The sequence below is a fragment of the Geovibrio thiophilus genome (assembly GCF_004087915.1).
In the GTDB taxonomy this organism is placed as follows: Bacteria; Chrysiogenota; Deferribacteres; order Deferribacterales; family Geovibrionaceae; genus Geovibrio; species Geovibrio thiophilus.
The window spans coordinates 2,233,677-2,258,180 of sequence record NZ_CP035108.1; the positions used below are offsets into that span (position 1 = coordinate 2,233,677).

The 24,504-nt window shown below is 49.1% G+C and carries 20 protein-coding genes; 10 read left to right on the forward strand and 10 right to left on the reverse strand.

Annotated features, from left to right (window positions below):
* Positions 1 to 113 precede the first annotated feature (113 nt).
* From EP073_RS10395 to EP073_RS10430, 8 genes are all read right to left on the reverse strand, one after another.
* Positions 114 to 578: a hypothetical protein gene (locus EP073_RS10395; protein WP_128465396.1), complete on the reverse strand. Its 465-nt coding sequence runs from the start codon at positions 576 to 578 to the stop codon at positions 114 to 116.
* 11 nt (positions 579 to 589) lie between these two features.
* On the reverse strand, positions 590 to 2,023 hold the full coding sequence (locus tag EP073_RS10400; RefSeq protein ID WP_128467085.1) for a hypothetical protein: 1,434 nt from the start codon (positions 2,021 to 2,023) through the stop codon (positions 590 to 592).
* A 229-nt stretch (positions 2,024 to 2,252) separates the two neighbouring features.
* Complete coding sequence (locus EP073_RS10405; protein WP_128467086.1) at positions 2,253 to 2,870, reverse strand: 4Fe-4S dicluster domain-containing protein; 618 nt, start codon at positions 2,868 to 2,870, stop codon at positions 2,253 to 2,255.
* Between the two features lie 13 nt (positions 2,871 to 2,883).
* The gene (locus EP073_RS10410; RefSeq protein ID WP_128467087.1) at positions 2,884 to 5,745 is read right to left on the reverse strand and encodes a molybdopterin-dependent oxidoreductase; all 2,862 of its coding nucleotides are present in this window, start codon (positions 5,743 to 5,745) and stop codon (positions 2,884 to 2,886) included.
* A gap of 16 nt (positions 5,746 to 5,761) precedes the next feature.
* On the reverse strand, positions 5,762 to 6,226 hold the full coding sequence (locus EP073_RS10415; protein ID WP_128467088.1) for a hypothetical protein: 465 nt from the start codon (positions 6,224 to 6,226) through the stop codon (positions 5,762 to 5,764).
* Positions 6,227 to 6,237: 11 nt separating this feature from the next.
* Positions 6,238 to 7,677, reverse strand: coding sequence for a hypothetical protein (locus tag EP073_RS10420; RefSeq protein ID WP_128467089.1), 1,440 nt, complete (start codon positions 7,675 to 7,677; stop codon positions 6,238 to 6,240).
* A gap of 158 nt (positions 7,678 to 7,835) precedes the next feature.
* Positions 7,836 to 9,491: a LuxR C-terminal-related transcriptional regulator gene (locus EP073_RS10425; RefSeq protein ID WP_164885340.1), complete on the reverse strand. Its 1,656-nt coding sequence runs from the start codon at positions 9,489 to 9,491 to the stop codon at positions 7,836 to 7,838.
* 196 nt (positions 9,492 to 9,687) lie between these two features.
* Positions 9,688 to 10,575, reverse strand: coding sequence for a LysR substrate-binding domain-containing protein (locus EP073_RS10430; protein WP_128467091.1), 888 nt, complete (start codon positions 10,573 to 10,575; stop codon positions 9,688 to 9,690).
* 94 nt (positions 10,576 to 10,669) lie between these two features.
* Between EP073_RS10430 and EP073_RS10435 the strand changes: the two genes are divergently transcribed.
* From EP073_RS10435 to EP073_RS10450, 4 genes are all read left to right on the forward strand, one after another.
* A complete protein-coding gene (locus tag EP073_RS10435) occupies positions 10,670 to 11,668 on the forward strand; it encodes a YeiH family protein (protein ID WP_128467092.1) in 999 nt (332 codons plus the stop codon).
* Positions 11,669 to 11,888: 220 nt separating this feature from the next.
* Entirely contained in the window at positions 11,889 to 14,378 is a 2,490-nt protein-coding gene (locus EP073_RS10440) for an ATP-binding protein (protein WP_128467093.1), read from the forward strand.
* A 4-nt stretch (positions 14,379 to 14,382) separates the two neighbouring features.
* The gene (locus EP073_RS10445; protein WP_128467094.1) at positions 14,383 to 15,600 is read left to right on the forward strand and encodes a response regulator; all 1,218 of its coding nucleotides are present in this window, start codon (positions 14,383 to 14,385) and stop codon (positions 15,598 to 15,600) included.
* Entirely contained in the window at positions 15,593 to 16,717 is a 1,125-nt protein-coding gene (locus tag EP073_RS10450; RefSeq protein WP_164885341.1) for an HD domain-containing phosphohydrolase, read from the forward strand. The genes EP073_RS10445 and EP073_RS10450 overlap by 8 nt, the downstream gene beginning before the upstream one ends.
* 62 nt (positions 16,718 to 16,779) lie before the next feature.
* On the opposite strand, the gene EP073_RS10455 is transcribed toward EP073_RS10450, so the two are convergent.
* Together EP073_RS10455 and EP073_RS10460 are read right to left on the reverse strand one after the other, a co-directional pair.
* Entirely contained in the window at positions 16,780 to 18,432 is a 1,653-nt protein-coding gene (locus EP073_RS10455; protein WP_128467096.1) for an AMP-binding protein, read from the reverse strand.
* Positions 18,433 to 18,552: 120 nt separating this feature from the next.
* Positions 18,553 to 19,860: an MFS transporter gene (locus EP073_RS10460; protein WP_128467097.1), complete on the reverse strand. Its 1,308-nt coding sequence runs from the start codon at positions 19,858 to 19,860 to the stop codon at positions 18,553 to 18,555.
* 179 nt (positions 19,861 to 20,039) lie between these two features.
* On the opposite strand from EP073_RS10460, the gene EP073_RS10465 reads away from it, so the two are divergent.
* From EP073_RS10465 to EP073_RS10490, 6 genes are all read left to right on the forward strand, one after another.
* A complete protein-coding gene (locus EP073_RS10465) occupies positions 20,040 to 21,590 on the forward strand; it encodes a sensor domain-containing diguanylate cyclase (protein ID WP_128467098.1) in 1,551 nt (516 codons plus the stop codon).
* Positions 21,591 to 21,638: 48 nt separating this feature from the next.
* Positions 21,639 to 21,983, forward strand: a complete 345-nt coding sequence (locus EP073_RS10470) for a hypothetical protein (protein WP_128467099.1) — start codon at positions 21,639 to 21,641, stop codon at positions 21,981 to 21,983.
* Between the two features lie 64 nt (positions 21,984 to 22,047).
* Positions 22,048 to 22,530 carry an RNA polymerase sigma factor gene (locus EP073_RS10475; RefSeq protein ID WP_128467100.1) on the forward strand — a complete coding sequence of 161 codons (483 nt, stop codon included), beginning with the start codon at positions 22,048 to 22,050 and terminating at the stop codon, positions 22,528 to 22,530.
* Positions 22,527 to 23,096 carry a glycogen-binding domain-containing protein gene (locus EP073_RS10480; protein ID WP_128467101.1) on the forward strand — a complete coding sequence of 190 codons (570 nt, stop codon included), beginning with the start codon at positions 22,527 to 22,529 and terminating at the stop codon, positions 23,094 to 23,096. Before EP073_RS10475 ends, EP073_RS10480 begins: the two co-directional genes overlap by 4 nt.
* Positions 23,093 to 23,407 carry a hypothetical protein gene (locus EP073_RS10485; protein WP_128467102.1) on the forward strand — a complete coding sequence of 105 codons (315 nt, stop codon included), beginning with the start codon at positions 23,093 to 23,095 and terminating at the stop codon, positions 23,405 to 23,407. The genes EP073_RS10480 and EP073_RS10485 overlap by 4 nt, the downstream gene beginning before the upstream one ends.
* Positions 23,404 to 24,204: a hypothetical protein gene (locus tag EP073_RS10490; protein ID WP_128467103.1), complete on the forward strand. Its 801-nt coding sequence runs from the start codon at positions 23,404 to 23,406 to the stop codon at positions 24,202 to 24,204. Before EP073_RS10485 ends, EP073_RS10490 begins: the two co-directional genes overlap by 4 nt.
* The last annotated feature ends 300 nt before the right edge of the window (positions 24,205 to 24,504 follow it).

The following is a 24,504-nucleotide window of genomic DNA, read 5'->3' on the forward strand; positions in this document are numbered from 1 at the left end:
CCATGCGTTTTTGAGTAACGTTACGCCCGGGATAAACCCGTGCTATACTCCACTTCACTTCCGTTATACTGGTCTGCGTAACATTAGCTCCGTGAGGCACATCCATGTGCCTTTCAGTACGCATTAGGCGCGTGCGCCGTTTTGTGGCATACAAAGCATGAATTGTCCTGCACAGGGTAATGGCAGTTGTTGCAGTGTCTGTTCAGGCTCGCTCCGGAGCCGCCCCAGCCCGGTCTGTGGCTGGAAGGGGGAGTTACGCTGTGACACTCTATGCAGCTGTCTTCCTTATGGCAGGTCGTACAGGAGCTTCTGTCCCATCTCGCCTCAAGTCCGTGACCCCTCTTCGTCCACGAAGGGGTATGGCTTCTCGGTGATACTTCCTGATGGCACTGGATACAGCTCACCTGATCGGTATGGCACTCAAGGCATTCCTGCTTGTTCACCCTGCTTGCCGAACCGTGTCTGTCCATCCATGAAATATCGTGACTGGAGGGTTTATTCGATTCCACGGCAAAGGCATACACAGCAACAAGCAGCATAGCCATTACCATAGAGAGTACAGTTATCTTCGCTTTCATAAATCTCCTCCCTAAAAAATGATGTTAGCCCACAGCTCTGCCGTGTAGTTCTTGTCAAGGCTCGTATCAACATCATCATAGAACTCCGTATCCTCCATGCTCAGATCCGCCATGAGGCTGAGGATCTTCGTCGGCTGATACTGACCGCCTATGTAGTAGCTTCTTACAGAGTCCTTCCTTCTGTCGTTTATGTAGTCATACTCATAACGGCTGAAGGACGTGCCTGCCCATACGTCCATAGTGCGTCCGACCTTCTGGCTGACCTGAACTCCGTACTGAAGACGCTCGTTGTCGTCTGAGTCGGGAGTGTTCTTTACATCCCAGTAGTCTACGCTGAACGATACATATGTGTTCTCGGAGGGGAGTCCGTAAATGTCGAATTTACCCTTGATTCTGGAATAATCACGGTTGTCGAAGTTCTCCGTGCCGCTCACTGCCTTGGTCTCATAGGTGAGTCCAGCGGCGAAGTTCTTAAGGAATGCCTGATATACGCCCGCTTCGTACTTGCTGTACTTGCTCTCCGCGAGAAGGGTATTCGTCAGGGGGTTCACCACGTATGAGTTCTCGTAGTCGACCTCATCAGTAAGACCTTCATATTTCAGCGTGAGGATAGTTCCCGTGGAGACTATCTCATAGGTGCCTTCGGCGTTAACTGTGGCCGCGTCATTCAGAAGAGTGTAGGCGAGAACAAGGTTACCGTTAGGGATAGCCTGATCGAGCCTGAACTTGGTGTAGTCGTCATCTATGTCCGTTACATCGAGACGGACATACTCTGCTCCTACCTTGGTCTGCTCCATCACCTTAACATTGATTCCGCCGCCGAACAGCGTGTCGTCATCAACATCATAGTAGTAGCTCACGGGTTTGCCCCCGAAAGCGTATACCTCTACCATCTCGCCGAGCTTCACTGAAGCGTCCGCTCCGTCAAGCTGGAAGGTGTTCTGATGGGAAAGATAGAAGCGTCCCACATTCAGGACTGTGTTCTTGATTACGCCGTCAAACTGAGCGTAGCCGTTGTACAGTCTCGGAGCCCAGTCATCGTAACCGAGCTGGGTGTCAAGAGCGTCACGGTGATAATAGTAGTAGTTATCTCCCCAGCTCTTCTTGTGGTCTCCGTCAATATCATCCGCGAATCTGGCGAACGCGGCGAATCTCACCGTTCCGTCACCGAGCTTCACTGCGTCCGTGTGGACACGGAGATACTGGTAAAAATCCTGATCGTCTGCGTAGTCGTTCGTACGCAGTCTGTAGCGGGACGTCAGCGTAAGGTAGATCTTGGTGTCCTCTGTAAGACCTATACCCTCGTAGCTCTCCTTGAACTGTCCGGGAGAGACCTGCTGCGTCCGGCTGTCCGGCGTGTTTGAAGCGCCGTTCTCAAATGCCTGTGCCGATCCGCTGAAAAGCAAAAGACACACAAGCATGCTCATGGCCGACAGGTAGCGCATACTTCCTCCTTGTAGAAATAAACTAAACACCCGCAAGTGAATGTTAGAACTAATTTAGAGGTTAACGGCATTAATAGGCACTATGAAAAACCGGGTAAAAGATCGGGTAGGGATCGGGTAGGCTCTACCCGATAGGGGATAAAAAATGGATAAAATACCCCGAGTGTAAAATCAGGGTAAAAAAAAGACCGTTTCTCAAAGAAACGGTCTTAAAGCTGCATAAAAATTATCAGGGTTTCGGTTTAAAAAATATAGAGGGAACGGTTTCGCCGGAAGCCAGCACATTACCGTTTGCATCCCTTGAGGAATCAGGCATGCCCACCGCAGTTCTCACAGCAGAGGGGTATTTAGCGGAAATCTCCTCAACAGTGCCGAAATCCAGCGCACGGCAAGGACAAGCCGCCACGCACGAAGGAGCAAGACCGTCATCGAGCCTGTCCCAGCAGAAGGTACACTTCTGCACGGGGTGGGCGACAGCCCAGCTTGCTTTCTTCACAGGTTCGGATGCGTCATCTCCGAACTGAGGAGCGCCGTAAGGGCACGCAACAGCGCAGGAACGGATGTTCTGGCACTTGTCACGGTCTACTATGACTATGCCGTCCTCTTTTCTTTTATAGATCGCTCCCACGGGGCAGGCCGCAGTGCATGCGGGGTTTGCGCAGTGGTTGCAGGAAAGCACAAGGTTGAAAACCTTAGTGTTCGGGAATGAACCGGATTCAACCGTGCTGAGTTTTCTCCAGCGTGCCTGACCGGGTTTAATATCGTTCCAGTCTTTGCAGGCAACTGTGCAGGCATTGCAGCCCATACATCTCGTCTGGTCAAAGTAAAATGCCATCTGTTTAGCCATGATTCAATCCTCCCTACGCCTTCTCAATTTTGACACGGCAGTCGTTAGCCAGCGTCATACCCTGACAAATCCTTGAAGGTCTGGTGTGCATAAGCGTGTTGGCAGAGCCGCCCACGTCTATATTGCCGACTTTGTGATGCCAGCTTCCCTGACCTATGTAGATTATTTTGTCAGGCACTCTCTCGGAAACTATTACGGATGCGTATATGGAGCCTCTTAAGCTCGTAAGTTTCACCCTGTTGCCGGTCTGAAGACCTTTACGCTGTGCAAGCATAGGGTTAAGCCATACACTTTCGTAAACTCCGTCTTCCCATGTTCCGACTGCGCCTGTTCCGTCAGATGCTCTTGATTCGGAAAGGAAAGCAGGATTCCCGTTTCTGTCGAACTTATAGAGTTCATTCAGATAAGCCACGGAGTTAAGCGTGGAGTGCGATCTGTACATGATGTGCCATGTGTGAAGCGAGCAGTCATAGCCTTTGCCTTCGAGACCGAGAAGGTCAGGATGGCTTCCGTCAGCGTGTCTGCCTTCGGTTGTGGGAATGTACAGAGGGATAGGGTAAACGAATCTCATGCTGGTTGAACCGGCAGGATTTTTCGCATCGGGGATTACCCCTGCGTTTTCAAGCGTGCCGAAGGAGTCATAGTTGCTGTAATGACGCGCCTGATAATCTTCCATCATTCTCAGGCAGTATGCTTCAAATCTGCCTGAAGGAGTCGCAATGGGATTTGCCGCAGGGTTGGTGCGGAATGTATCGTACTGTATAACCATACGAACCGGTCCTTTGAGAACGCCTTTTTCTTTGAACTCATCCCATGTGATCGGGTAGGTCCCGTTGGCGTATCTGTCATCCCAGCCTTTTTTAACTCTGTCTTCCTCAGTTCCTTCAAAACCGCCGAGGTATTCCGCTTCTCTTCCGAGGGCGGCTGCTATACCTGTGCATATTTCAAATTCACTCTTTACTTCGCCCGGTTTTTCGAGAATCTGATTGATAAGAACCACTTCCTCACTGAACCAGCCTGTGGATGTTCCGGGTTTTTCCATCTGCATTGTTGCGGGCAGAACATAGTCGCTCATTACCGCGGATGTGGTCATGAAGTGATCCGCCGTAACCAGCAGTTCGCATTTGTCTCTGTCAGCAAGAATCTGTTTTGTGAGTTCAAGATCGCCAGACTGGTTGCAGAGAATGTTTCCGGCGAAGTTGAAGATGCACTTAATTCCTGTTCTGAGGTTCTTGATCTGTCCGTCATTCCAGCGGGATTCACCTGTTCCGCCGTATTCTATGGCGTCAAGCCACATAAACACGGGGATGGAGCTTTTTGATGTGGTCGAACCCACAGAGGGAAGAGTTATCTCTGTGTTGTCAAAAAGTGCGCTGGCAAGTGTTGTGGAACGAGTGGGACCTGTCGCGGTAACACCTGTGCCCATGTAGTTGCCGGGACCTGAAATCTGTGAGCTCCAAGGCTGCATACCGTAGCTGCATCCCTGCGCTCCGAAGTTTTCGGTAACTGCTGCGAGAATCCTCAGTATCCATACGATCTGCTCGGATTCAGTGTTCCTCTGGAAGCCTGAGCCGTTCCAGATGGTACAGTTTTTATCGAGCAGAGTATCGGCAAGCTCCTTGATTTTCGCGACAGGAACGCCTGAAATAGCCGAAGCCCATTCGGGAGTTTTAGGAACCTGACCGTAAATGGGGGCTCTTTTGCCGTAAAGAGGGTCTGTGGCATTTACGTTGTAGCCGATTGTGGCGGGGTATATTGATATATCGAGGTTGTCATGTGTTGTATCAACAAGATACCTGTCTGTACCCAGCACATAAGCTGAAAGCGAAGCGCCTGCGGGTACTGCGTAGGCTCCTGCGGGAACAGCGGCATGATATGACACGGCAGCGGGATCATCAAAGAAGCCGTGAACGTGAGCCTTGATGAAGGGTATGTCAAGATCGTCATATCTTTCTGTAAGCAGGTAGTAAAGCATACCGAGAACAAGAGCCGTATCTGTGCAGGGAGCGACGGTAACCATATCATCGGCAAGGGTTCCGGCTGTCATGGACACACGGGTGTCTATGGCAGTCATGGGGATGCCCCTCTCTTTTGCCTGTATCAGATACCAGCCTGACTGCGTTCCCCAGATTGCCTCCATACCGTTGTAGCTCCAAAGGAATACGTGCTCAGCGTTTACAACGTCGCCTCTTGCGTTTCCGAGAGGAATATAACCCTGTGCCTCAACAAAAGTTGCAACGTGGTCAAGAGCAGGCCAGCTATAGTCATTTCTGTAGCCCAGCGAACTTCCGTACATGGAGAAAAGTCTGCTTACTGATCCGCCTGACCAGCCTGTGGAATCTGCTGAAGCGTATATTCTGTGAAGAGACTCAGGACCCTTGGCGGGATCCATTGCTATAGCGTGGAGCTTTTCGCCTATTTCCTGATAAGCCTGTTCCCATGAGATTCTCACGAAACCGTTGACATCGCCTCTGGCGCCTGTCTGTTTCATGGGGTAAAGGAGGCGATCCTTACGGTAGAACCACTGTTTTCTCGAACGGCAGCGTACGCATGAGCGTCTCTGAGGATCGTTGTCTGTTGTGCCGAGAGCATTTGTTTCTTCGCCTTCGTCAGTGGTGATCCTCTTTATTACACCGTCTTTAACGTAGTATTTGCTCACGCAGCGTCCGCCGCAGTTGTGAGGGGTTGAACTCATAACCGTCTCTTCCGTGATCGAAGGGGGCGTGAGACGGTTTTCCTCGTCCTCTTCCATGTATGTTTTGCCGCCGTCGCCGGAACCGCCGCAGCCGTATACAGCAGCGGTGGCGCCCACTGCGCTCACTCCCTTAAGGAAGTCTCGGCGGGTTACCTGATTAAGTTTATCTTTAAGACTCATAATATCCTCCTAACATCTAGTACGCATTAGGCGCGTGCGCCGTTTTGTGGCATACAAAGCATGAATTGTCCTGCACAGGGTAGTGGCAGTTGTTGCAGTGTCTGTTCAGGCTGGCTCCGGAGCCGCCCCAGCCCGGTCTGTGGCTGGAAGGGGGAGTCACGCTGTGACACTCTATGCAGCTGTCTTCCTTATGGCAGGTCGTACAGGAGCTTCTGTCCCATCTCGCCTCAAGTCCGTGACCCCTCTTCGTCCATGAAGGGGTATGGCTTCTCGGCGATACTTCCTGATGGCACTGGATACAGCTCACCTGATCGGTATGGCATTCAAGGCATTCCTGCTTGTTCACCTTACTTGCCGAGCCGTGTCTGTCCATCCAGGAAATATCGTGGCTGGAGGGTTTATTCGATTCCACGGCAAAGGCATACACAGCAACAAGCAGCATAGCCATTACCATAGAGAGTACAGTTATCTTCGCTTTCATAAATCTCCTCCCTAAAAAATGATGTTAGCCCACAGCTCTGCCGTGTAGTTCTTGTCAAGGCTCGTATCAACATCATCATAGAACTCCGTATCCTCCATGCTCAGATCCGCCATGAGGCTGAGGATCTTCGTCGGCTGATACTGACCGCCTATGTAGTAGCTTCTTACAGAGTCCTTCCTTCTGTCGTTTATGTAGTCATACTCATAACGGCTGAAGGACGTGCCTGCCCATACGTCCATAGTGCGTCCGACCTTCTGGCTGACCTGAACTCCGTACTGAAGACGCTCGTTGTCGTCTGAGTCGGGAGTGTTCTTTACATCCCAGTAGTCTACGCTGAACGATACATATGTGTTCTCGGAGGGGAGTCCGTAAATGTCGAATTTACCCTTGATTCTGGAATAATCACGGTTGTCGAAGTTCTCCGTGCCGCTCACTGCCTTGGTCTCATAGGTGAGTCCAGCGGCGAAGTTCTTAAGGAATGCCTGATATACGCCCGCTTCGTACTTGCTGTACTTGCTCTCCGCGAGAAGGGTATTCGTCAGGGGGTTCACCACGTATGAGTTCTCGTAGTCGACCTCATCAGTAAGACCTTCATATTTCAGCGTGAGGATAGTTCCCGTGGAGACTATCTCATAGGTGCCTTCGGCGTTAACTGTGGCCGCGTCATTCAGAAGAGTGTAGGCGAGAACAAGGTTACCGTTAGGGATAGCCTGATCGAGCCTGAACTTGGTGTAGTCGTCATCTATGTCCGTTACATCGAGACGGACATACTCTGCCCCTACCTTGGTCTGCTCCATCACCTTAACATTGATTCCGCCGCCGAACAGCGTGTCGTCATCAACATCATAGTAGTAGCTCACGGGTTTGCCCCCGAAAGCGTATACCTCTACCATCTCGCCGAGCTTCACTGAAGCGTCCGCTCCGTCAAGCTGGAAGGTGTTCTGATGGGAAAGATAGAAGCGTCCCACATTCAGGACTGTGTTCTTGATTACGCCGTCAAACTGAGCGTAGCCGTTGTACAGTCTCGGAGCCCAGTCATCATAACCGAGCTGGGTGTCAAGAGCGTCACGGTGATAATAGTAGTAGTTATCTCCCCAGCTCTTCTTGTGGTCTCCGTCAATATCATCCGCGAATCTGGCGAAGGCGGCGAATCTCACCGTTCCGTCACCGAGCTTCACTGCGTCCGTGTGGACACGGAGATACTGGTAAAAATCCTGATCGTCTGCGTAGTCGTTCGTACGCAGTCTGTAGCGGGACGTCAGCGTAAGGTAGATCTTGGTGTCGTCTGTAAGACCTATACCCTCGTAGCTCTCCTTGAACTGTCCGGGAGAGACCTGCTGCGTCCGGCTGTCCGGCGTGTTTGAAGCGCCGTTCTCAAATGCTTCCGCCTTCATTGCCACGTTAGACAATAAAAAACAGAAGAGCATACACGTAACCGACAGATAGCGCATACTGCCTCCTATTTTCTTAATAAACTCAACATTTAGGAGCCACCCGTAATGTTCAGGATTACTTTACAGGCTAATATGATTTAAGGGTGCTGTTAAAAAACAGGTAAAAACCGGGTAGGGATCGGGTAGCGCATACCCGATCTAGTTAATAATAATGACTATTGTTCCGATGTTGAAGAAATGTTTTTCAGGTAAGTGTAGAGGTTAACATCTTTATTATTTATATCGAGTTTCTTTCTTATATTTTTCCTATGTGTCTGTACTGTATCGTGAGTGACAAAAAGCTCATCCGCTATCTGCTTTGTGGTATAGCCGGTAACAATCATTCTGCATATACGTTCTTCCGTGCGGGAAAGCCTCGCAAAAGCCTCACCGCTGTGGTTTTTGGTGCTGTCCTTATCCAGCAGCCCTGAAATACTTTCGCATATGTCGGAATACAGAAGGCTTTTCTCATTTTCATCCTTTTCTCTGCGCAGACGCTCCATAAGCGGCAGTATGTGGCTTTCCATTTTAAACAGCATCTCGGAACGGAGATCATCGTCCTGCCCTCTTATACTCTGAATAATATTCCTGAGAGCTATGTTCTTTTCCTCCACATGCTTCTTCTCATCCACAAGCTCCCGCTCCATATCCTTGAGAAACGATATATCGCGGACTATCAGAGAGTAGTAGACTTTTTCATCCACATCAAACCTGTTGAGCGTCACAAGCGCTGAAAATCTGCCGCTCATTCCGGTCATCTCCATTTCTCCGTCCCAAGTTTCGGATTCCTTAAGCTGGCGGGTTATACTGAAGAGTATTTTCTGATTTCCAGTAAGGAAAAGATCAGTAACGTTGTTTATACATGACTGGCTGTCCTTGACTCCGAACATAAAACAGGCTTTTTTGTTGACCTTAACCAGCCTGTTTTCAAAATCAAATATGATTATTCCGTCACCGGCGGAGGAGAAAACCGATTCAAAGAATTTTTTTGAGCCTTCCAGCTCTTCCATTCTCCGTATAACTTCTTCCTCAAGGTATTTTCTTTCATCCACCATGCCCGTTATATTATGGAAGATGAACATGTATTCGATGACACCCGTATTTGCGTTGCCCAAAGGTACAAGTCTCACGGAGAAATACTGCCCGTCCATGAGGATTTCGTGTCTGGCTTCGCCGTATTTTCTTATGAATGACTGAAGATCTCTTTCGTTTATACCCAAAAACTCCATAACATTGTATCCGGAGGGATCTTCACCGAAGGCGTATTTCGCCCTGAAATTTGAATCTGTGATTATGCCGTTTTCACCGAAAAAAATGATTATACTGCCGTCTGCTTCCATGATTTTTTCATATCTGCTCTGAGCTATGGTGAGTCTTCTGTTGGCATCCATGAGCGCTGTGTTCATAGTCCTGCTTCCGGCGTTGGTCCACTCTGCAACTACAGCCTGCTCAAGCAGATCTGCCTTTTTTCTGAAATGCCGCAGAAACTCGGCAGACGCACATTCAAGACCTGCAACCGATTCAAAGCATCCGAAGGTGATTTTAAGCATTCCGAGAAAAGCGTTAAGCGCAACACCTTCAGCGCGGAGAGATGAAGCAGTTTTCAGTATGTCCGAATAAACAGGGTTGGTGTATGAACCGCCCGCAGCGAGAGTGTTTTCAGATGCTGCGGGAGAATCGAAATAGTCAAGCAGTTCGTTTATGTATCTCAGACGTTCGGAAATCTTCTTTGAAGCATGTTCCGGATAGCCGGCTGCAAAAAACGCTTTTTCAAGCTCCGCCATAATTTTTTCCGATTCGCTGAGGATGAAGTCTTTTAAGTTGAATTCCATATTAACCGGTACGCTCCGCATATATAATAAAAACGGTTCAAAGCCCTTTAATGTCAACTGTCAATCTGTGGTCAGACATTTTTACGAAAAAAATTGAAAAAATATCCGAACTAAAATATTATAAAAATATCAACATAGAAAGGACAAGCTTTAGCAACTTGTTCTCTCTCCCCTTACATACAAAACAGCCGGGCACTTAATCGGGGTACCCGGCTGTTTTTATGTCCTCTTTTAAACAGTAATCTATGAAGGCTTTCATGGAAGCCGTAAGGTATTTATCTTTTCTGATGATGATGTTCAGGCTTCTTGAAAAGTCAGCGTTTCTGAAATGAACACGCCGGAAAACTCCGCGGCTTATCTCGCCGCTTACCGCGAGCTCCGACAGACAGCCTATCCCGAGCCCTGCTTCTACAGCCTTTTTGATGGCTTCGGTGTGCCCCAGTTCCATTTTAATTTTAAATCCTATGCCGGCCTTTGACATTGCTGCCTCAAAAACCTCTCTGGTTCCCGAGCCCTTTTCACGCATGATCCATGCGGACTTATCAGATTTATAGCTTTCTTCAATAAAACTCTTCGGAGAAAAAACCGTAAGCCTGTCTTTACGCCAAAAAAACTCCGTTAATTCTTCTTCATTTACAGGCCCTTCGGTAAAGCCAAGGTCAAGATCATGCTCCAGAACGCCTCTGGCTATGACGGCAGTATTCGCCACCTCCATCACAGCCTCCGTATCCGGAAACTTCTCCGCGAAGCCGCCTATGACAAACGGCATAAGATAATTGCCTATTGTTGTGCTGGCGCCTATTCTGAGCCTGCCCTTCACTTTTCCGTCACTCCTGAAGTTCTCAACCTCACTTGCCGCCTCAAATGCCTTTCTGGCATAAGGAAGAAGCTTTTTACCCGCGTCATTCAGAAAAATCTTTCTGGAAGACCTGTCGAAAAGCCTTTCATTCACAGCGTCCTCAAACTGGCTCAGAGCCATGCTCACCGCAGACTGAGAGATTCTCAGAAACTCCGCGGCCCTGCCGACGTGGGAGAACTGAGCAACGCTGAGAAACACTTCAATCTGCCGCAATGTGATATTCATTCAATTTTCCTTATCAAAATAATCAAATCATTATATTTTACTTATATGTATTTCCGGCTATATTTCAAGCATAATCTTCTGCACGGAGCATACAATGAAAACAATCACAAGTGAAGGATTCATAAAAGGTGTCGGCTTCACAGCCTTGTTAAGCACGGCAGCATATATCGCTGCGGAAATTCCGCCGGTAAAAAACGCGGGGCTCTCACCGGTGGTGATAGCCATAATTTTGGGAATGCTCGCGGGCAATACCGCAGGCAGATTCATTCCTGCATCGTGGAACGGCGGATTTGCCTTCTGCCAGAAAAAAATATTAAGGCTGGCGGTGATTCTGTTCGGATTCCGCATAACATTCACTCAGATAGCGGAGATAGGCGCAGCAGGCATAGCGGCGGATGTGATAATGCTCACCTCAACCTTCGCCGTGGGGATAATGATCGCAAAAGTCCTCAAAATGGACAGAGACACAGCGATTCTCTGCGCGGCGGGAAGCTCAATATGCGGCGCTGCCGCGGTGATGGCGGCAGAAGCGGTTATTAAGCCTGAGGCTCACAAAACTGCCGCGGCAGTAGGTACAGTGGTTCTCTTCGGCACCCTTGCCATGTTCCTTTACCCGTTGTTTTTCGGCTTTTCGGGCATGAACTCAGGTGAATTCGGCATATACATAGGCTCGACTATACATGAGGTAGCGCAGGCGGTGGCAGCCGGAGAAGCCGTTCAGTCCCCTGAAACCGCAGTGATTACAAAGCTCGGGAGGGTGATGCTTCTGGCGCCATTTCTCCTGCTTCTCAGCGCAATGATAAACAGAGAAAAAAGCGGTTCAAAAATACAGATTCCGTGGTTTGCGTTCATGTTTGCGGCGGCGGCGGCTTTTCATACATTTGTCAGCCTTCCGCAGGGGCTTATCAATGCCGTCAATACGGCAGACACTTTCATGCTTGCCGCTTCAATGGCAGCACTGGGCATAGAGACAAGGACAGATAAAATAAAAAGTGTCGGTGCCGCTCCGCTGATATGTGCAGCCGTTATGTTCATATGGCTGTCGCTGGGCGGGTATTTTATAAATCTGTATCTGTTTAAAACAATCGGATAAAAATGCACCCAATGTGACGGAATACATCTTCTGCCGACTCTTAATATATTGATAATCAGGCTTTTTATGATGCCTGCGAAACTGTTTGTTTACATGCCGTGCCGATTTCGCCTTGAAAATTCCATGTATTTCAGTAGAATATGGATGTTGCTGCTAAAAAAAACACAATACGGATTTAGAAGCAGTCTAGCGGTCATTTACCGTTTTCAGGCGGTGTGCAGTGGTCAATGAATACAAACTCGCCGTGTTCACGGATGCGGCAGGGAAAAATGATTTTATCTCTCTGATAAGAGAGGCAGGCTTTGAGCCTGACAACATCTTTTCGTCGGTCGGTGAAATTGAGCGGATTTTCAGGAAAACTCTGCCTTATATTATTATCTACCATTACACATCATGCAGTTCAAAGGAAAGCCTCGCCGAAGTTCTCAATTTCTGCGAACACCGCTCTTTGCCTGTAGTTGTTGCCGACAGCTGCGGAAAATACCCCATCCCGGGGGAGCTGGAAATTAACCCGAACTACTATATACGCCTGCCCATGACGGCGGATGTGCTAAAGGTTCATCTCGGGCTTGCCTTCTCCGCCATAAACAGGGAAAAGCTCCACGAAAGTCACAAAAACAAGCTCCAGCTTGCCATACAGATTCTTGAGCTTCTCAACCAGCAGGAATCGTTCAAAAATATCACAAGCGACATTCTCTTTATTGTAAAGGAATATACAGGCTATGACGAAGTCGCCATCAGGGTTCTGGATAATGAGGGCTTCTCCTTTTTTGAATCAGTAAACCCCGAGGACACTCTCAGCAGCAGATGTGAGGTTGCCAGCGAAAATGAGCAGGGAACCCCGCCGGACAGCCGCTGCTCATCCTGTATCTGTGAAATAGTGCTGAACAAAAGGCAGGAGCTGAAAGGCTACCCGTTCATGACATACGGCGGCAGCTTCTGGAGCAACGATCTGCCGGAAACTGTAAAGGAATACAATGACATTTTTGCGAGTCTCGGTCTTCTGCACATAGATCTCAACAGCAAATACCGCTCCCTCGCGCTCATTCCGCTCTCCGCTCAGGACAAGGTGATCGGCGCTATGCAGATCTGCTCCAGAGACAAAGGAACCTTCACCGAAGAGATCATCCGCTTCTTCGAGCGCATAAGCGTGAGTATCGGCATCACCCTGTCAAATAAGAAAATGCAGATGAAGCTGGAGGAGAGCGAAAGGCTCCTCACCAAGTCACAGAACATCGCCAAAGTGGGAAGCTGGATTCATAAAATCGGCACGGACACCTACCACATGTCTGCGGAAGCGATGAACATAACCGAATTTACAACAAATTTCGTTGCTCTGGAAAACCTCCTCAAGATTGTACACGAAGAGGACAGATCCAAGCTTCTGGAAAGAAGGGATAAGAGCAGACAGGATTTTCAGCCCTATTCGATAGATGTGCGCTTCGTGCTCAGGGATTCTGTCAAATACGTAAATATCTCCGCCGAGCCGGTTTTCATCAACGGCAAGTTCACCGAGATCAACGGCATTATTCAGGACATAACAGAGCGCACTCTCGCCGTGCTGGAGCTTGATGAGAACAGACTCTTCCTTGACTCCATACTCACAGGAATTCAGGCGGCTATAGTCCTTGTTGATCCTGACACTCAGACGATAGTCTATTCCAACTCCACCGCAGACAAGCTCCTTAAGAAGGGCGTAGGTCCTCTCATGGGGAAAAACTGCGAACAGTTTATATGCAGCACAAGAGACACACCCGACACTCACACAGACTATATAATAACTCTGGACGACAATACCTTCATACCTGTCAGCAAATCCGTTCTTAAGGTTCGGTGGAAGGGCAAACTCCATCACGCTATCATCTTTTTTGACCTCACGGAAAAGAAAATGCTGGAACGCCAACTCGCCATAGCGCAAAAAATGGAGTCCATAGGTCAGCTCGCGGCGGGTGTGGCTCACGAGATAAACACGCCGATCCAGTACATAGGCGATAACACTCACTTCATCAAAGACGTGATGGAAAGCTTCCTGAAGTTTTACAGCGCATTTGAGGCAACGCTGGAAGAAACCGATCCGGTGACAAAGCAGAAGTTTGACATACTAAAACCCATGCTTGAGATAGACTTCATCAAAGAGGAGGTTCCCCTAGCCCTTGAACAGACTCTGGAAGGGATCGAAAGGGTTTCGTCCATAGTGCGCGCCATGAAAATGTTCTCCCACCCGGGAGCGGAGGAACAGTCCATAATAGATATAAACATATCTGTCCAGAATACAGTCACAGTTGCCAGAAACGAATGGAAATATGACGCAGAGGTTGTGCAGGAGCTTTCTCCCATAAACCCCAAAATACTGGGCAACCCTGTGGACTTTAATCAGGTACTTTTGAATCTTTTGGTAAACGCCGCCCATGCAATCAAGGAAACCAACAGGGAAACGGGAAGCAAAGGAACAATAACCATATCCACCGGCATAGAGAACGGACTTGCGGTTATCAAAGTCAAAGACACCGGCTGCGGTATACCGCCCTCCATTGCGGATAAGGTGTTCGATCCGTTTTTCACCACCAAGGAGGTCGGCAAGGGCACAGGGCAGGGACTGTCAATATGTCATACCATAATCACGGAAAAGCACGGCGGACAGATCTACTTTGAATCCGTCGCGGGTGAAGGAACAACCTTCTATATCAAAATAAAAGCTACAGAGGCATAAGCTTATGGAAAAATACAGGCTGCTTTTTGTGGATGATGAGCCTAATGTCCTTCAGGGGCTGAAACGAATGCTCTTTAAAATGAAAGATCAATGGGACATGCAGTTCGCCTCCGGCGGTAAGGAGGCTCTTGAGATACTTGAGAAAAGCAGGATTCAGGTTATAATAACCGATATGCTGATGCCCGGTATGAACGGACTTGAACTGCTGAAAGAAGTATGCAGCAGTTATCCCAAGGTTTTCAGGGTCGTTCTTTCCGGGCACTCAGAGCACGGAATGCTTGTCGAAGCAGCCAAACTGGCGCACCAGTTTCTCACAAAACCCTGCAACGCAGACACGGTTGTTGAAACCATAGAGCAGGCGCTGAAGTTCCGTCAGATCCTCCACAATGAAGAGGCAAAAAGGATCGTGTCACGCATATCCATGCTCCCCACTATGCCCGTAACCTTCCAGAGAATAAGCGATGAGATGGCAAACCCTGACTACTCCGTTGCGGCAATTGCCCGTATAGTGGCAGAGGACAGCTCCATGAGCGCGAACATTCTCAAGCTGGTGAACTCCTCCTTCTTCGGGCTCATAAACAGAATAACCAGCCCCGAAAAAGCCATAGCGCTTCTCGGCGCTGATACCATCAAAAGCTTCATAGTAAATGAGCACATATTCACAGAAATCAAGACAGGGCAGATAAAATACTTCAACCTTGACCTGCTGCGCAATCACACCCTACTTGCGGCGAGACTTTCAAAGACAATCTCGAAACTGATAGGTCAGAGCAAGCAGTACACGGATATGTCCTCTATCGCAGGACTTCTGCACGACATAGGCAAGGTGGTTCTCATCACCAACTTCAACAAAACCTACAAAGTGGTTGTGGAAGAAGCAAGAGCGCAGAACAAGTCGATCTGGGAAATGGAAAAGGAGATAATAGGCACCTCCCATGCGGAGGTAGGGGCTTATCTCCTCAGCCTCTGGGGTTTTGATGAGGAAGTAATTCAGGCGGTGCACCTGCACCACTGTCCGAACCTCTCCGTTGACGAAGGAACCAGCGTACTCACCTCCGTCTATCTCGGCAATGTTCTGGAACACCGGCTTGTGAAGCTTAACGAAAACTACGCGGTGCGTCCGCTGGATGATATATACGTCGGCAGAATGAACCTCACGGGCAAGATGGCTGAAATAGAAAATACATGCAGAAAAATCTGCATGGAGGTTTACGGTGAATAATAAAATCCTCTTTGTAGATGACGACCTGAATATTCTCTCATCCTATAAACGCTCTTTCCGTCTTAAGTATGACGTTCACACCGCTTCACTACCGAGCGAGGCGCTTCAGATGATAAAGGAAAATGCGTCAAAACCTTTTGCCGCAATAATTTCCGATTTTAAAATGCCTGAGATGAACGGCGTTCAGTTTCTCACCAAGGCCTATGAAATGAGCAAAAACACTGTACGCATGCTGATTACTGGCTATGCGGATGTGGAAACGGCAATATCCGCCGTGAACGACGGAAATGTGTTCCGCTTCCTCACAAAACCCTGCCCGCCGGATGTGCTTTCCAAAAATATTGACGCCTGCCTTGAGCATTACCAGCTTATTGTCGCTGAGAAGGAGCTTCTGAGAGGCACGCTTCAGGGAAGCATAAAGGTTCTCACCGATGTGCTCTCCATAACAAACCCTGTGGCTTTCGGTCAGAGCGAGCGGATCAAAAGAATAGTCCATATGGTGCTGAGAAACCTGAATGTGGAGAATAAGTGGCAGATCGAAGTAGGCGCGATGCTCTCAAAACTCGGCTGCGCCGCCGTCCCTGCGGAAACCCTTGAAAAAGTCTATTCAGGCAAGCCTCTCACGCCGAATGAGGAAGCAGCGTACGCCGAAGTGCCTAAGGTCGGCGCACAGCTCATAAAAAATATTCCCAGAATGGAAGTGGTAGCGGAGCTCATTGAGAAACAGGCATACACTGAGGCGGAAAGAAGCAAGATGCCCATCGGTGCGAGAATCATCCGTATCATAAATGATTTCGACATTCTATCCAAGGGCGGTACTGATATTTACGAGGCAATACGCCTCCTCAAGGAGAAGCCCGCTCTCTATGACATCAAGCTTATTGAGATACTCGAAAAAGTGGTCTCGCCGAAAGATAATTTCGTACAGAGATCGCTCTTTATAAGAGACCTGCGTGAGGGCATGGTGGTGATGGACGACATAGAAACCACAGACCGGATCCTGCTGATCAAGAAAGGGCAGGTTCTCAGCGAAGCAAGCATATACCGCCTGAACAACTACGGAAAATCCGTGGGGGTGAAGGAGCCTGTCAGCGTTCTGATAGAAATTAAACAGTAGGAGAATGCTGCACTAAACTTCGCTTTGTCAACAACCTAAGCCGCGCTGAAGGCGGTTTTTTTCTATCCGAGGTTCAGCTTCTCCACCGCAAGCTCACGGAGCTTGTATTTCTGTATCTTTCCGCTGGCAGTCATAGGGTAGTCGGCTACCATCTCAACATATCTGGGAATTTTGTAGTCCGCTATACGCCCCTTGCAGAATGCGTGTATCTCTTCTTTGGTGAGACGTTTGTCCGGAGTCTTAGGACGGATGAATGCCATTGTCTCCTCACCGTATTTTTTATCCGGCACTCCCACAACCTGCACATCCTCAATATCCGGATGCAGGTAGAGGAACTCTTCTATCTCTCTGGGATATATGTTCTCCCCGCCTCTGATAATCATATCCTTTATTCTTCCGGTTATCTTGTAGTAGCCGTCTTCGGTTTTCACCCCGAGGTCTCCGGTCTTAAGCCATCCGTCAGGGCTGTAGGCGTTTCTCGTGGCTTCGTCCATTTTGTAGTAGCCCTTCATAACGTTGTAGCCCCTGCCCCATATCTCGCCTTGAACATTTGCCGGGCATTCCAGCCCTGTTTCGGGGTCGACAACCATAACTTCCGCCCCGGGGAGCTCCCTGCCTACGGTTTCGCAGCGTTTGTCCACATTGTCCGAATACATTGTCTGAGTCATGCCCGGTGAGGCTTCTGTCTGCCCGTAAACTATGGTTATGTCAGTCATGTTCATTCTGTCTATGACCTGACGCATGACCTCCACAGGGCACGGAGAACCGGCCATTATCCCGGTGCGCAGCGTGCTCACATCGAACTTCTGATCCTCAAGGAGCTGGAGCATGGATATGAACATGGTAGGAACGCCGTGAACGGCGGTGCATCTTTCTTTTTCGACGGACTCAAGAACATTGACGGGATTGAACGCCTCTACGGGGATCATAGCCGCGCCGTGGCTTATACAGACCATAATTCCAAGAACCACGCCGAAGCAGTGGAAGAACGGAACGGGAATGCAGAGCCTGTCAGCGTTGGTAAAGTTCATCCCCTGCCCTATGGCGTAAGCGTTGTTGAGTATGTTGAAGTGGGAGAGCATCACTCCCTTCGGGAAGCCGGTGGTTCCGGAGGTGTACTGCATGTTGATTACATCGTGTATGTTCAGAGTTTTCTTAACCGCCTCAAGTGCCTCGAAGCTGACGCCGGCGCCGAGTTCGTAGACTTTTTCATAAGGCATCATCCCTTGGCGGCTGTCCTCGCCGATGTAGACAATCCTTTTGAGAAACGGGAGCTTATCGAACATAAACTCTCTGTCCGGATCGCAGCTTTTCAGCTCCGGCAGAATTTCGTAAACAGTATCGGTGTAGTTTATATTTTTAAAGCCGTCCATCACGAAAAGATGTGTGGAATCAGACTGTTTGAGCAGATACTCAAGCTCGCTTGTTCTGTAGAGCGTGTTCACGGTAACAAGCACGGCGCCTATCTTCGCACAGGCAAAGAGCATGTCTATCCATTCGGGTATATTAGTTGACCATACCGCAACATGGTCGCCCTTTTTGATGCCCATCGCCATGAGTCCCTTTGCGAGAAGATCCGTTTTGTCGTCAAGCTGTCTGTAGGTGAGCCTTATGCCCCGCAGCGGGTAGATAACCGCTTCGTTATCGGGCTGAGTACGGGCTTTTTCATTAAGAAAATCTCCGAATGTTTTGGTGATCATCTCGAAAGTTGACATTATAAATCTCCTGCGATGTGGGTAATTTCCAATAAATTTAGTCCAGTTTTACCAAATTCAGTTTACCTGTACAACAGGAAATTTAATATCATTCCGAAATAGAACAGCAGGATGCGGTGCTCACCTTTGAATAATGATGTCAGATCCGCTTCCGGCAGGCTTTCCGGAAGTGCCTTCCGTTTTATTCATGATGAAAACAAGCCTTCCCGATTCAAAACGAAAACGAAGCCCTCTGTGCTTAATAAGATAATACAGCCCAACTCCAGCGGCGGAAAAGCCTGAAAACGCTCCGACAAACATTGCGGCGCGGGCTCCGAAGCGGTCGGCAATATAGCCCACCAGAGGCGCCCCCAGCGGAGTTCCGCCCCATGCGAGGGCAAAGACAATAGCCATGACACGCCCCCTCATTGCTGGCTCGGTGGAAAGCTGCACTGTGCTGTTCGCCGTGGTAGTGAAGGTCTGCGCGGCGATGCCTATTACCCCCAAAGCTATGCCGAAGAGGATAAAATGCGGCATCAGGGCGGCGATGACAAACCCCAGACCGAAAACAAATGTGCCTGCAATAAGAAAGCTTATGCGGGGCTTCTCCCTGCGTGCGGAAAGCAGAGCGCCCGCAACGGAACCCACAGCCATCATTGAAGTGAGCATTCCGAACTCGTGCGCGTCAGTGTTGAAAACCATCACAGACATAGCGGATATGTAGATTGGAAAATTAAGCCCGAAGGTGCCTATGAGAAAAAACATAAACATCAGTGTTTTGAGATCCGGTCTTCCTCTGATATACGCAAAACCGCCGGAAAGACTTCCTTTAGCGTAGCGTGCCCTCACACTCTCCAGCAGTTCATTCTTTCTTATCACGCCGAGAGACAGAAGCACGGCGCTGAACGTTGCCGCATTAATAAGAAACACCCAGCCGGAACCCACGGAAGCTATGAGAAAACCCGCCACAGCAGGACCTATCATCCTTGCGGCGTTGAAAGAGGTGGAGTTCAGAGCGACAGCGTTTGAAAGATCCTCTTCAGGAACAAGTTCCGATACGAAGGTTTGTCTCGCCGGAGTGTCAAAGGCGGTGACGCACCCGAGAAGAAAAGCGAAGATATACACATGCCACAGCCTGACCAGACCAGAGAGGGTAAGAAGCCCTAATCCCAGAGCCAGAACGCCCATTGCCGCCTGAGTGGCAATGAGCAGCTTCCGCCTGTCAAAATAATCGACCGCAAAGCCGTTAACCGGCAGAAGCAGAAGCTGGGGTCCGAACTGGAGCGCCATGACTATCCCCAGCGCTGTGGCGTTGTTGGCAGTGAGCCCCGTGAGCACCAGCCAGTCCTGCCCCACACGCTGCATCCATGTGCCGATATTGGACACAAGGGCGCCGATAGCCCATACTTTATAATTGAACACACGAAGTGAACGGAACGTACCTTTCAAACGAGCCCTGCCCTTCAACCTGCCTGAATAATCCATATAAAAATAATTGTTTAAAGCGGTTAATTGTTCAGAATAATCCCTATGGGAGGAAACATCAAAGTTTTCTTTCAGAACCACGTACCGAATTGAGTTCAAAATACAGCTTTTTTAATGTATTATACACTCATCGGAGATACACAATGCGTCTGAAAACGATTACTGCCGCTGTTCTTGTTTTACTTACCGTCTTTCCTGTTCTGTTTATGACTTTTCCTGTGCGGCTTATTCACTCCGTTTCCGTTAACGCGGAGCTGAGAGGCTATGCCGACGCCGCCGGAGTATTGTCCGGAGTATTGGAACAAAAAGGCGCCTACTACCATTCCTTTGCCGCGGACTGGGGCAGCAGGGACGAAACACATGAATTTCTCACGGGAAATGACAGGCAGTTCAGTCAGACAGGATTCACAGATTCCGCTTTCAGAAAGATAGGAACACAGTTCATCATTTTACTGGGCAGAGACTACACAGAACACTATTCCTCCTATTCGGAAAGATGCGGAAAATACGCGGAAGAGATTGTGCGCGTCATACGCAAAAATAAAAGTGAAATAGAAAAGCTCGCGTTCAGCGGCAGAAAATTTATGATTCTCAGCATGCCCACCGCCGGCAGACCTCTACTGCTGAGCGTCAGCCCCGTAAAACCGGCAAACCCCGAAAAGCAGGCGGACGGCTTCATTTTCATGGGACACATACTCGACAAGGAATTTCTGTCAGAGCTTTACTCCGGCTACGGCTTTGAAGCAGGAACAACAAGGGTGAACCTCACCTCATCATCGGTTTACGCCAAGGAAGGAGTAAACAGCATAAGCTCAGTTGAATTTCTGTCATCCGATACGGCAAAGATAGTTCTGACCCTTAAGGAGCTCAGCGGAAAACCGATGCTCAGCCTGTTGTTCCCTGTTAAAAGAACAGCCAATACAGAAATTCTGTCCATCATTAAAGCTTCATTCGCCCTTTCCGCTTTTTTCGCCCTGACACTGCTGACAGCCGCCGCCTTCGCTTTCAGAAAGCTGGTGATAAAATCCGCTGAGGAACTTGCGGTCTGTTCTGCGAAAACCGCCGAAGGAAAACGCACGCAGAGGGAGAAAGCAACGTACTATCCGGCGGAATTCCGCATCATTGACTCTTCATTGAGAAAAATGGCGGATAAAAACGATTCCATGGAGAAAAACCTCACGGAAATATCCAAGACCGACAAGCTCACCGGCATAGCAAACAGAAGATTCTTTGATGAGATATTTCTATATGAGTGGAACCTGTCTAAAAGGATTAAACGCCCTCTCGGTCTGCTCATTGTGGATCTGGACGATTTCAAGCTGTACAATGACGAATATGGCTACAGCGCCGGCGATAAATGTATTACCCGCATGGCTGATATAACAAAATCGGCACTCAAACGCAATACGGACATAATAGCCCGCTACGGAGGAGAGGAGTTTATTATTCTCCTTCCGGATACTGATCAGACCGGCTCCGAGAAAATAGCCGACGACATTCTCGCGGTGGTGCGTGACGCGGCAGTGCCTCACGCCGCCGCTTACGGGGATAAAATCCTCACAGTCAGCATAGGACTCTGCTCCATGATCCCTGAAAACGGCGACACTAAGGAAAAACTGCTTCTGGAGGCGGATAAGGCTCTGTACGAAGCGAAAAAAAAGAAAAACTGCGCATTTTCATTCAATAATCTGTAACCTTCCTCCCTCCTTCCCGTTATGAAGACATCAGACAAGGAGGCAGACATGAAAAAATTAGTCTCAGTATTTGCGGCACTTATGCTGGTGTTTTCAGCAGCGGGCATAAGCTACGCCAAAGCGGGCGGCAGTAACGGCAAAGGCGGTTCCTCACACGAAACAGGTTCATCCGGCAGCGGTAATGGCGGCTCAACCCATGAGTCAGGCTCAGCCGGCAGCGCAGGCTCAAAAAGCGGTTCGGGCGACTGTGACGGAACAGGAAGCTCCGGCGAAACAGGCAAAGGTTACGGCGACGGCACAGGAACTCACGCTAAAGACGGAACAGGCTCAGGTCCCGGTGACGGAACACAGCCCATGCCTCAGGACGGAACAGGCTTCGGTGCGGCAGAATAGGCATTGACACGGGAAACGGGCGGTGAGGAGCATTCCCCGCCCTTTTACCCATTCAGGGAAAAATATGAACTCAAACAGTTTGCTGAGGAATTTTTTTGAAGAGAACTCAGGAAGGCTTTTCGGCTATCTCCTCAAGCTTTCAGGATGCAGAGAGGATGCGGAAGATCTTCATCAGGAATGCTTTCTTAAATATGCCCGAAACTATCCGGACAATTACTCCCTTCCACTGCTTTACACCGTGGCGAAAAGCCTTTTCATAGACCTGAAGAGAAAAAGCAGAGATCATGACGAATTATCCGGAAACGAAAGCGGACATACGGCAAACCCTGAAGAAATTTACAGCGGAAAAGAGGAAACCGACATGCTGATGAGGGCTCTCGCCATGCTTGACGACGATGAAAGAGAACTCATATCTCTCTGTTCATCAGGCGGAATGAAGTATTCGGAAGTTTCATCGGTAACAGGATTGAGCGAGGCGAATATTAAGGTTAAAATACACAGGGCAAGGAAAAAGCTGAAAGAAATAATCTCGGAGAGCAGAAAATGAACGGTGAAAAAGAGGTTCTGATCAGCCAGTTCATTGATAATGAACTGAGCTTGGATGAAAAAATAACCTTTGTGCATGAGATAAGGACTGACAGAGCTTTTTCAGACGAAGCAATCGAGCTGCTGGAAACTGAAAAGCTGTTGAGAACGGAAGATATTAAAGTGCCGCCTGTTCCGATCTTCAGCGAAAAACGAAGAAGCTTCCTTATCCCCTTCGGCATATCCACAGCATTTGCTGCGGCTGCCGTATTCATGCTGTTTTTCAGACTGACGGCTCCCACGCCCGAACCTGCCGCCGTCAGTGCGGAACACAGATTTATACTCCACATGCCGGAGGCTCAGAAAGTGGAACTTGCAGGCAGCTTCAACGGCTGGAAAACCATAGAAATGAACAAAACAGATTCCTCCGGCTACTGGCAGGTTTCCCTGCCCCTGAATAAAGGAGAATATGCTTATTCATTTATAATAAACGGAGATGAGCGCATCACCGATCCCACTATAAAGGCTAAACAGGCTGATGATTTCGGCGGTGAAAACTCTGTGATCAGTATAGGAGACAGAATTTGAAAAAGACCGTAATGCTGATGCTCCTGTTATGCGCCGGATGCTCTCAGCACAGTTTCAGTCCTAAAAACGGAATGCTGCTGGCGGCTTTTAAAATAAAAGATGCCGGACAGGTAAGCCTTTATCACTCCTCTGACGGCTTTGAAGAAAAAAAAGCCGAGCAAAAGGACGGAAAGTGGGAAGCAATAATAAATCAGGAGGAGTATTTTACCTACTTTCTCACTGTTGACGGAAAAGTTTTTCTGCCGGACTGCGGAATGAAACAGCAGGATGATTTCGGCGGAGAGATATGTATTTACGAGAGGAAAAAATGAAAAAGCTAATATTCTTCATAATGCTTATCTTTTACGGATTTTCGTCCGCAGGGGCTTCGGATGTTTATGACACGCTGGCTCAGACTGCACAGAATATGCGTGTGGAGAAAAGCATAGCCGAAAAACTCGCAGCGGAAACGAAAAAAAACGGATATTCAGAAGAATCGGTCAGAACTCTTGCCGGAATAGTTTCAGCGGGGAAATACGGCGCACCGGCAAAATATGCGGAAAAAGTTCTGGAAGGCATTGCCAAGAAAGCTCCGGAAAAAGCAGTGCTCAGGGCTGTTGAGCAGATACGCTCACGGTATGAGACAGCCTCGCGCATAGCCCGCAAAACAGGTATTTCAGGCAGTGCGGAAGAAAGCGTTACAGACACCATAGCGGATGCGATGACCGCTGGAGCAGGTGAACAGGGGCTGATGAAAACTGCCGCTGTGATAGCCGCCAGAAAAACTGACAGAGACGAAACTGCAAAAGCTTCCATGATGCTTTACAGGGAAATGGTGCGTTACGGAGTCTCTGATCTCAGGGCTTCGGAAATAGCCGAAAAATCGGCACAGTCACTGGAAAGCGGAGAAATATACAGATACAGAAAACATTTCATGCAGCAGGCAGCACACGCCGATGCGGAATCTCTGGCGGAGAGCATGGGACATGAAATGAGCGGAAGCGGCTCTCACGGGAGCGAAAACAGTAAACACGGCGGAAGCTCCGAAGGCGGCAGTTCAGGAGGCGGTCACGACGGCGGTTCAGGCGGTGGCGGAGGACACGGAGGCAACGGCAAAGGCGGCGGCTGATTTGATAACATCAATCCGAGCGTCCTGCCGGATTGATGTACACGCTCGCGCCGTGATAAACACGGCTTCACTGCGCACGGCGGGCTCCTGTCTGTCTTTACAATCCAAAATTTGCCGTCCATGGAAATTTTGGATACACGCTCGCGCCGTGATAAACACGGCTTCGCTCCGCACGGCGGGCTCCTGTCTGTCTTTACAATCCAAAATTTGCCGTCCATAGAAATTTTGGATACACGCTCGCGCCGTGATAAACACGGCTTCGCTCCGCACGGCGGGCTCCCATCCTTGGGAGCCGGAGCC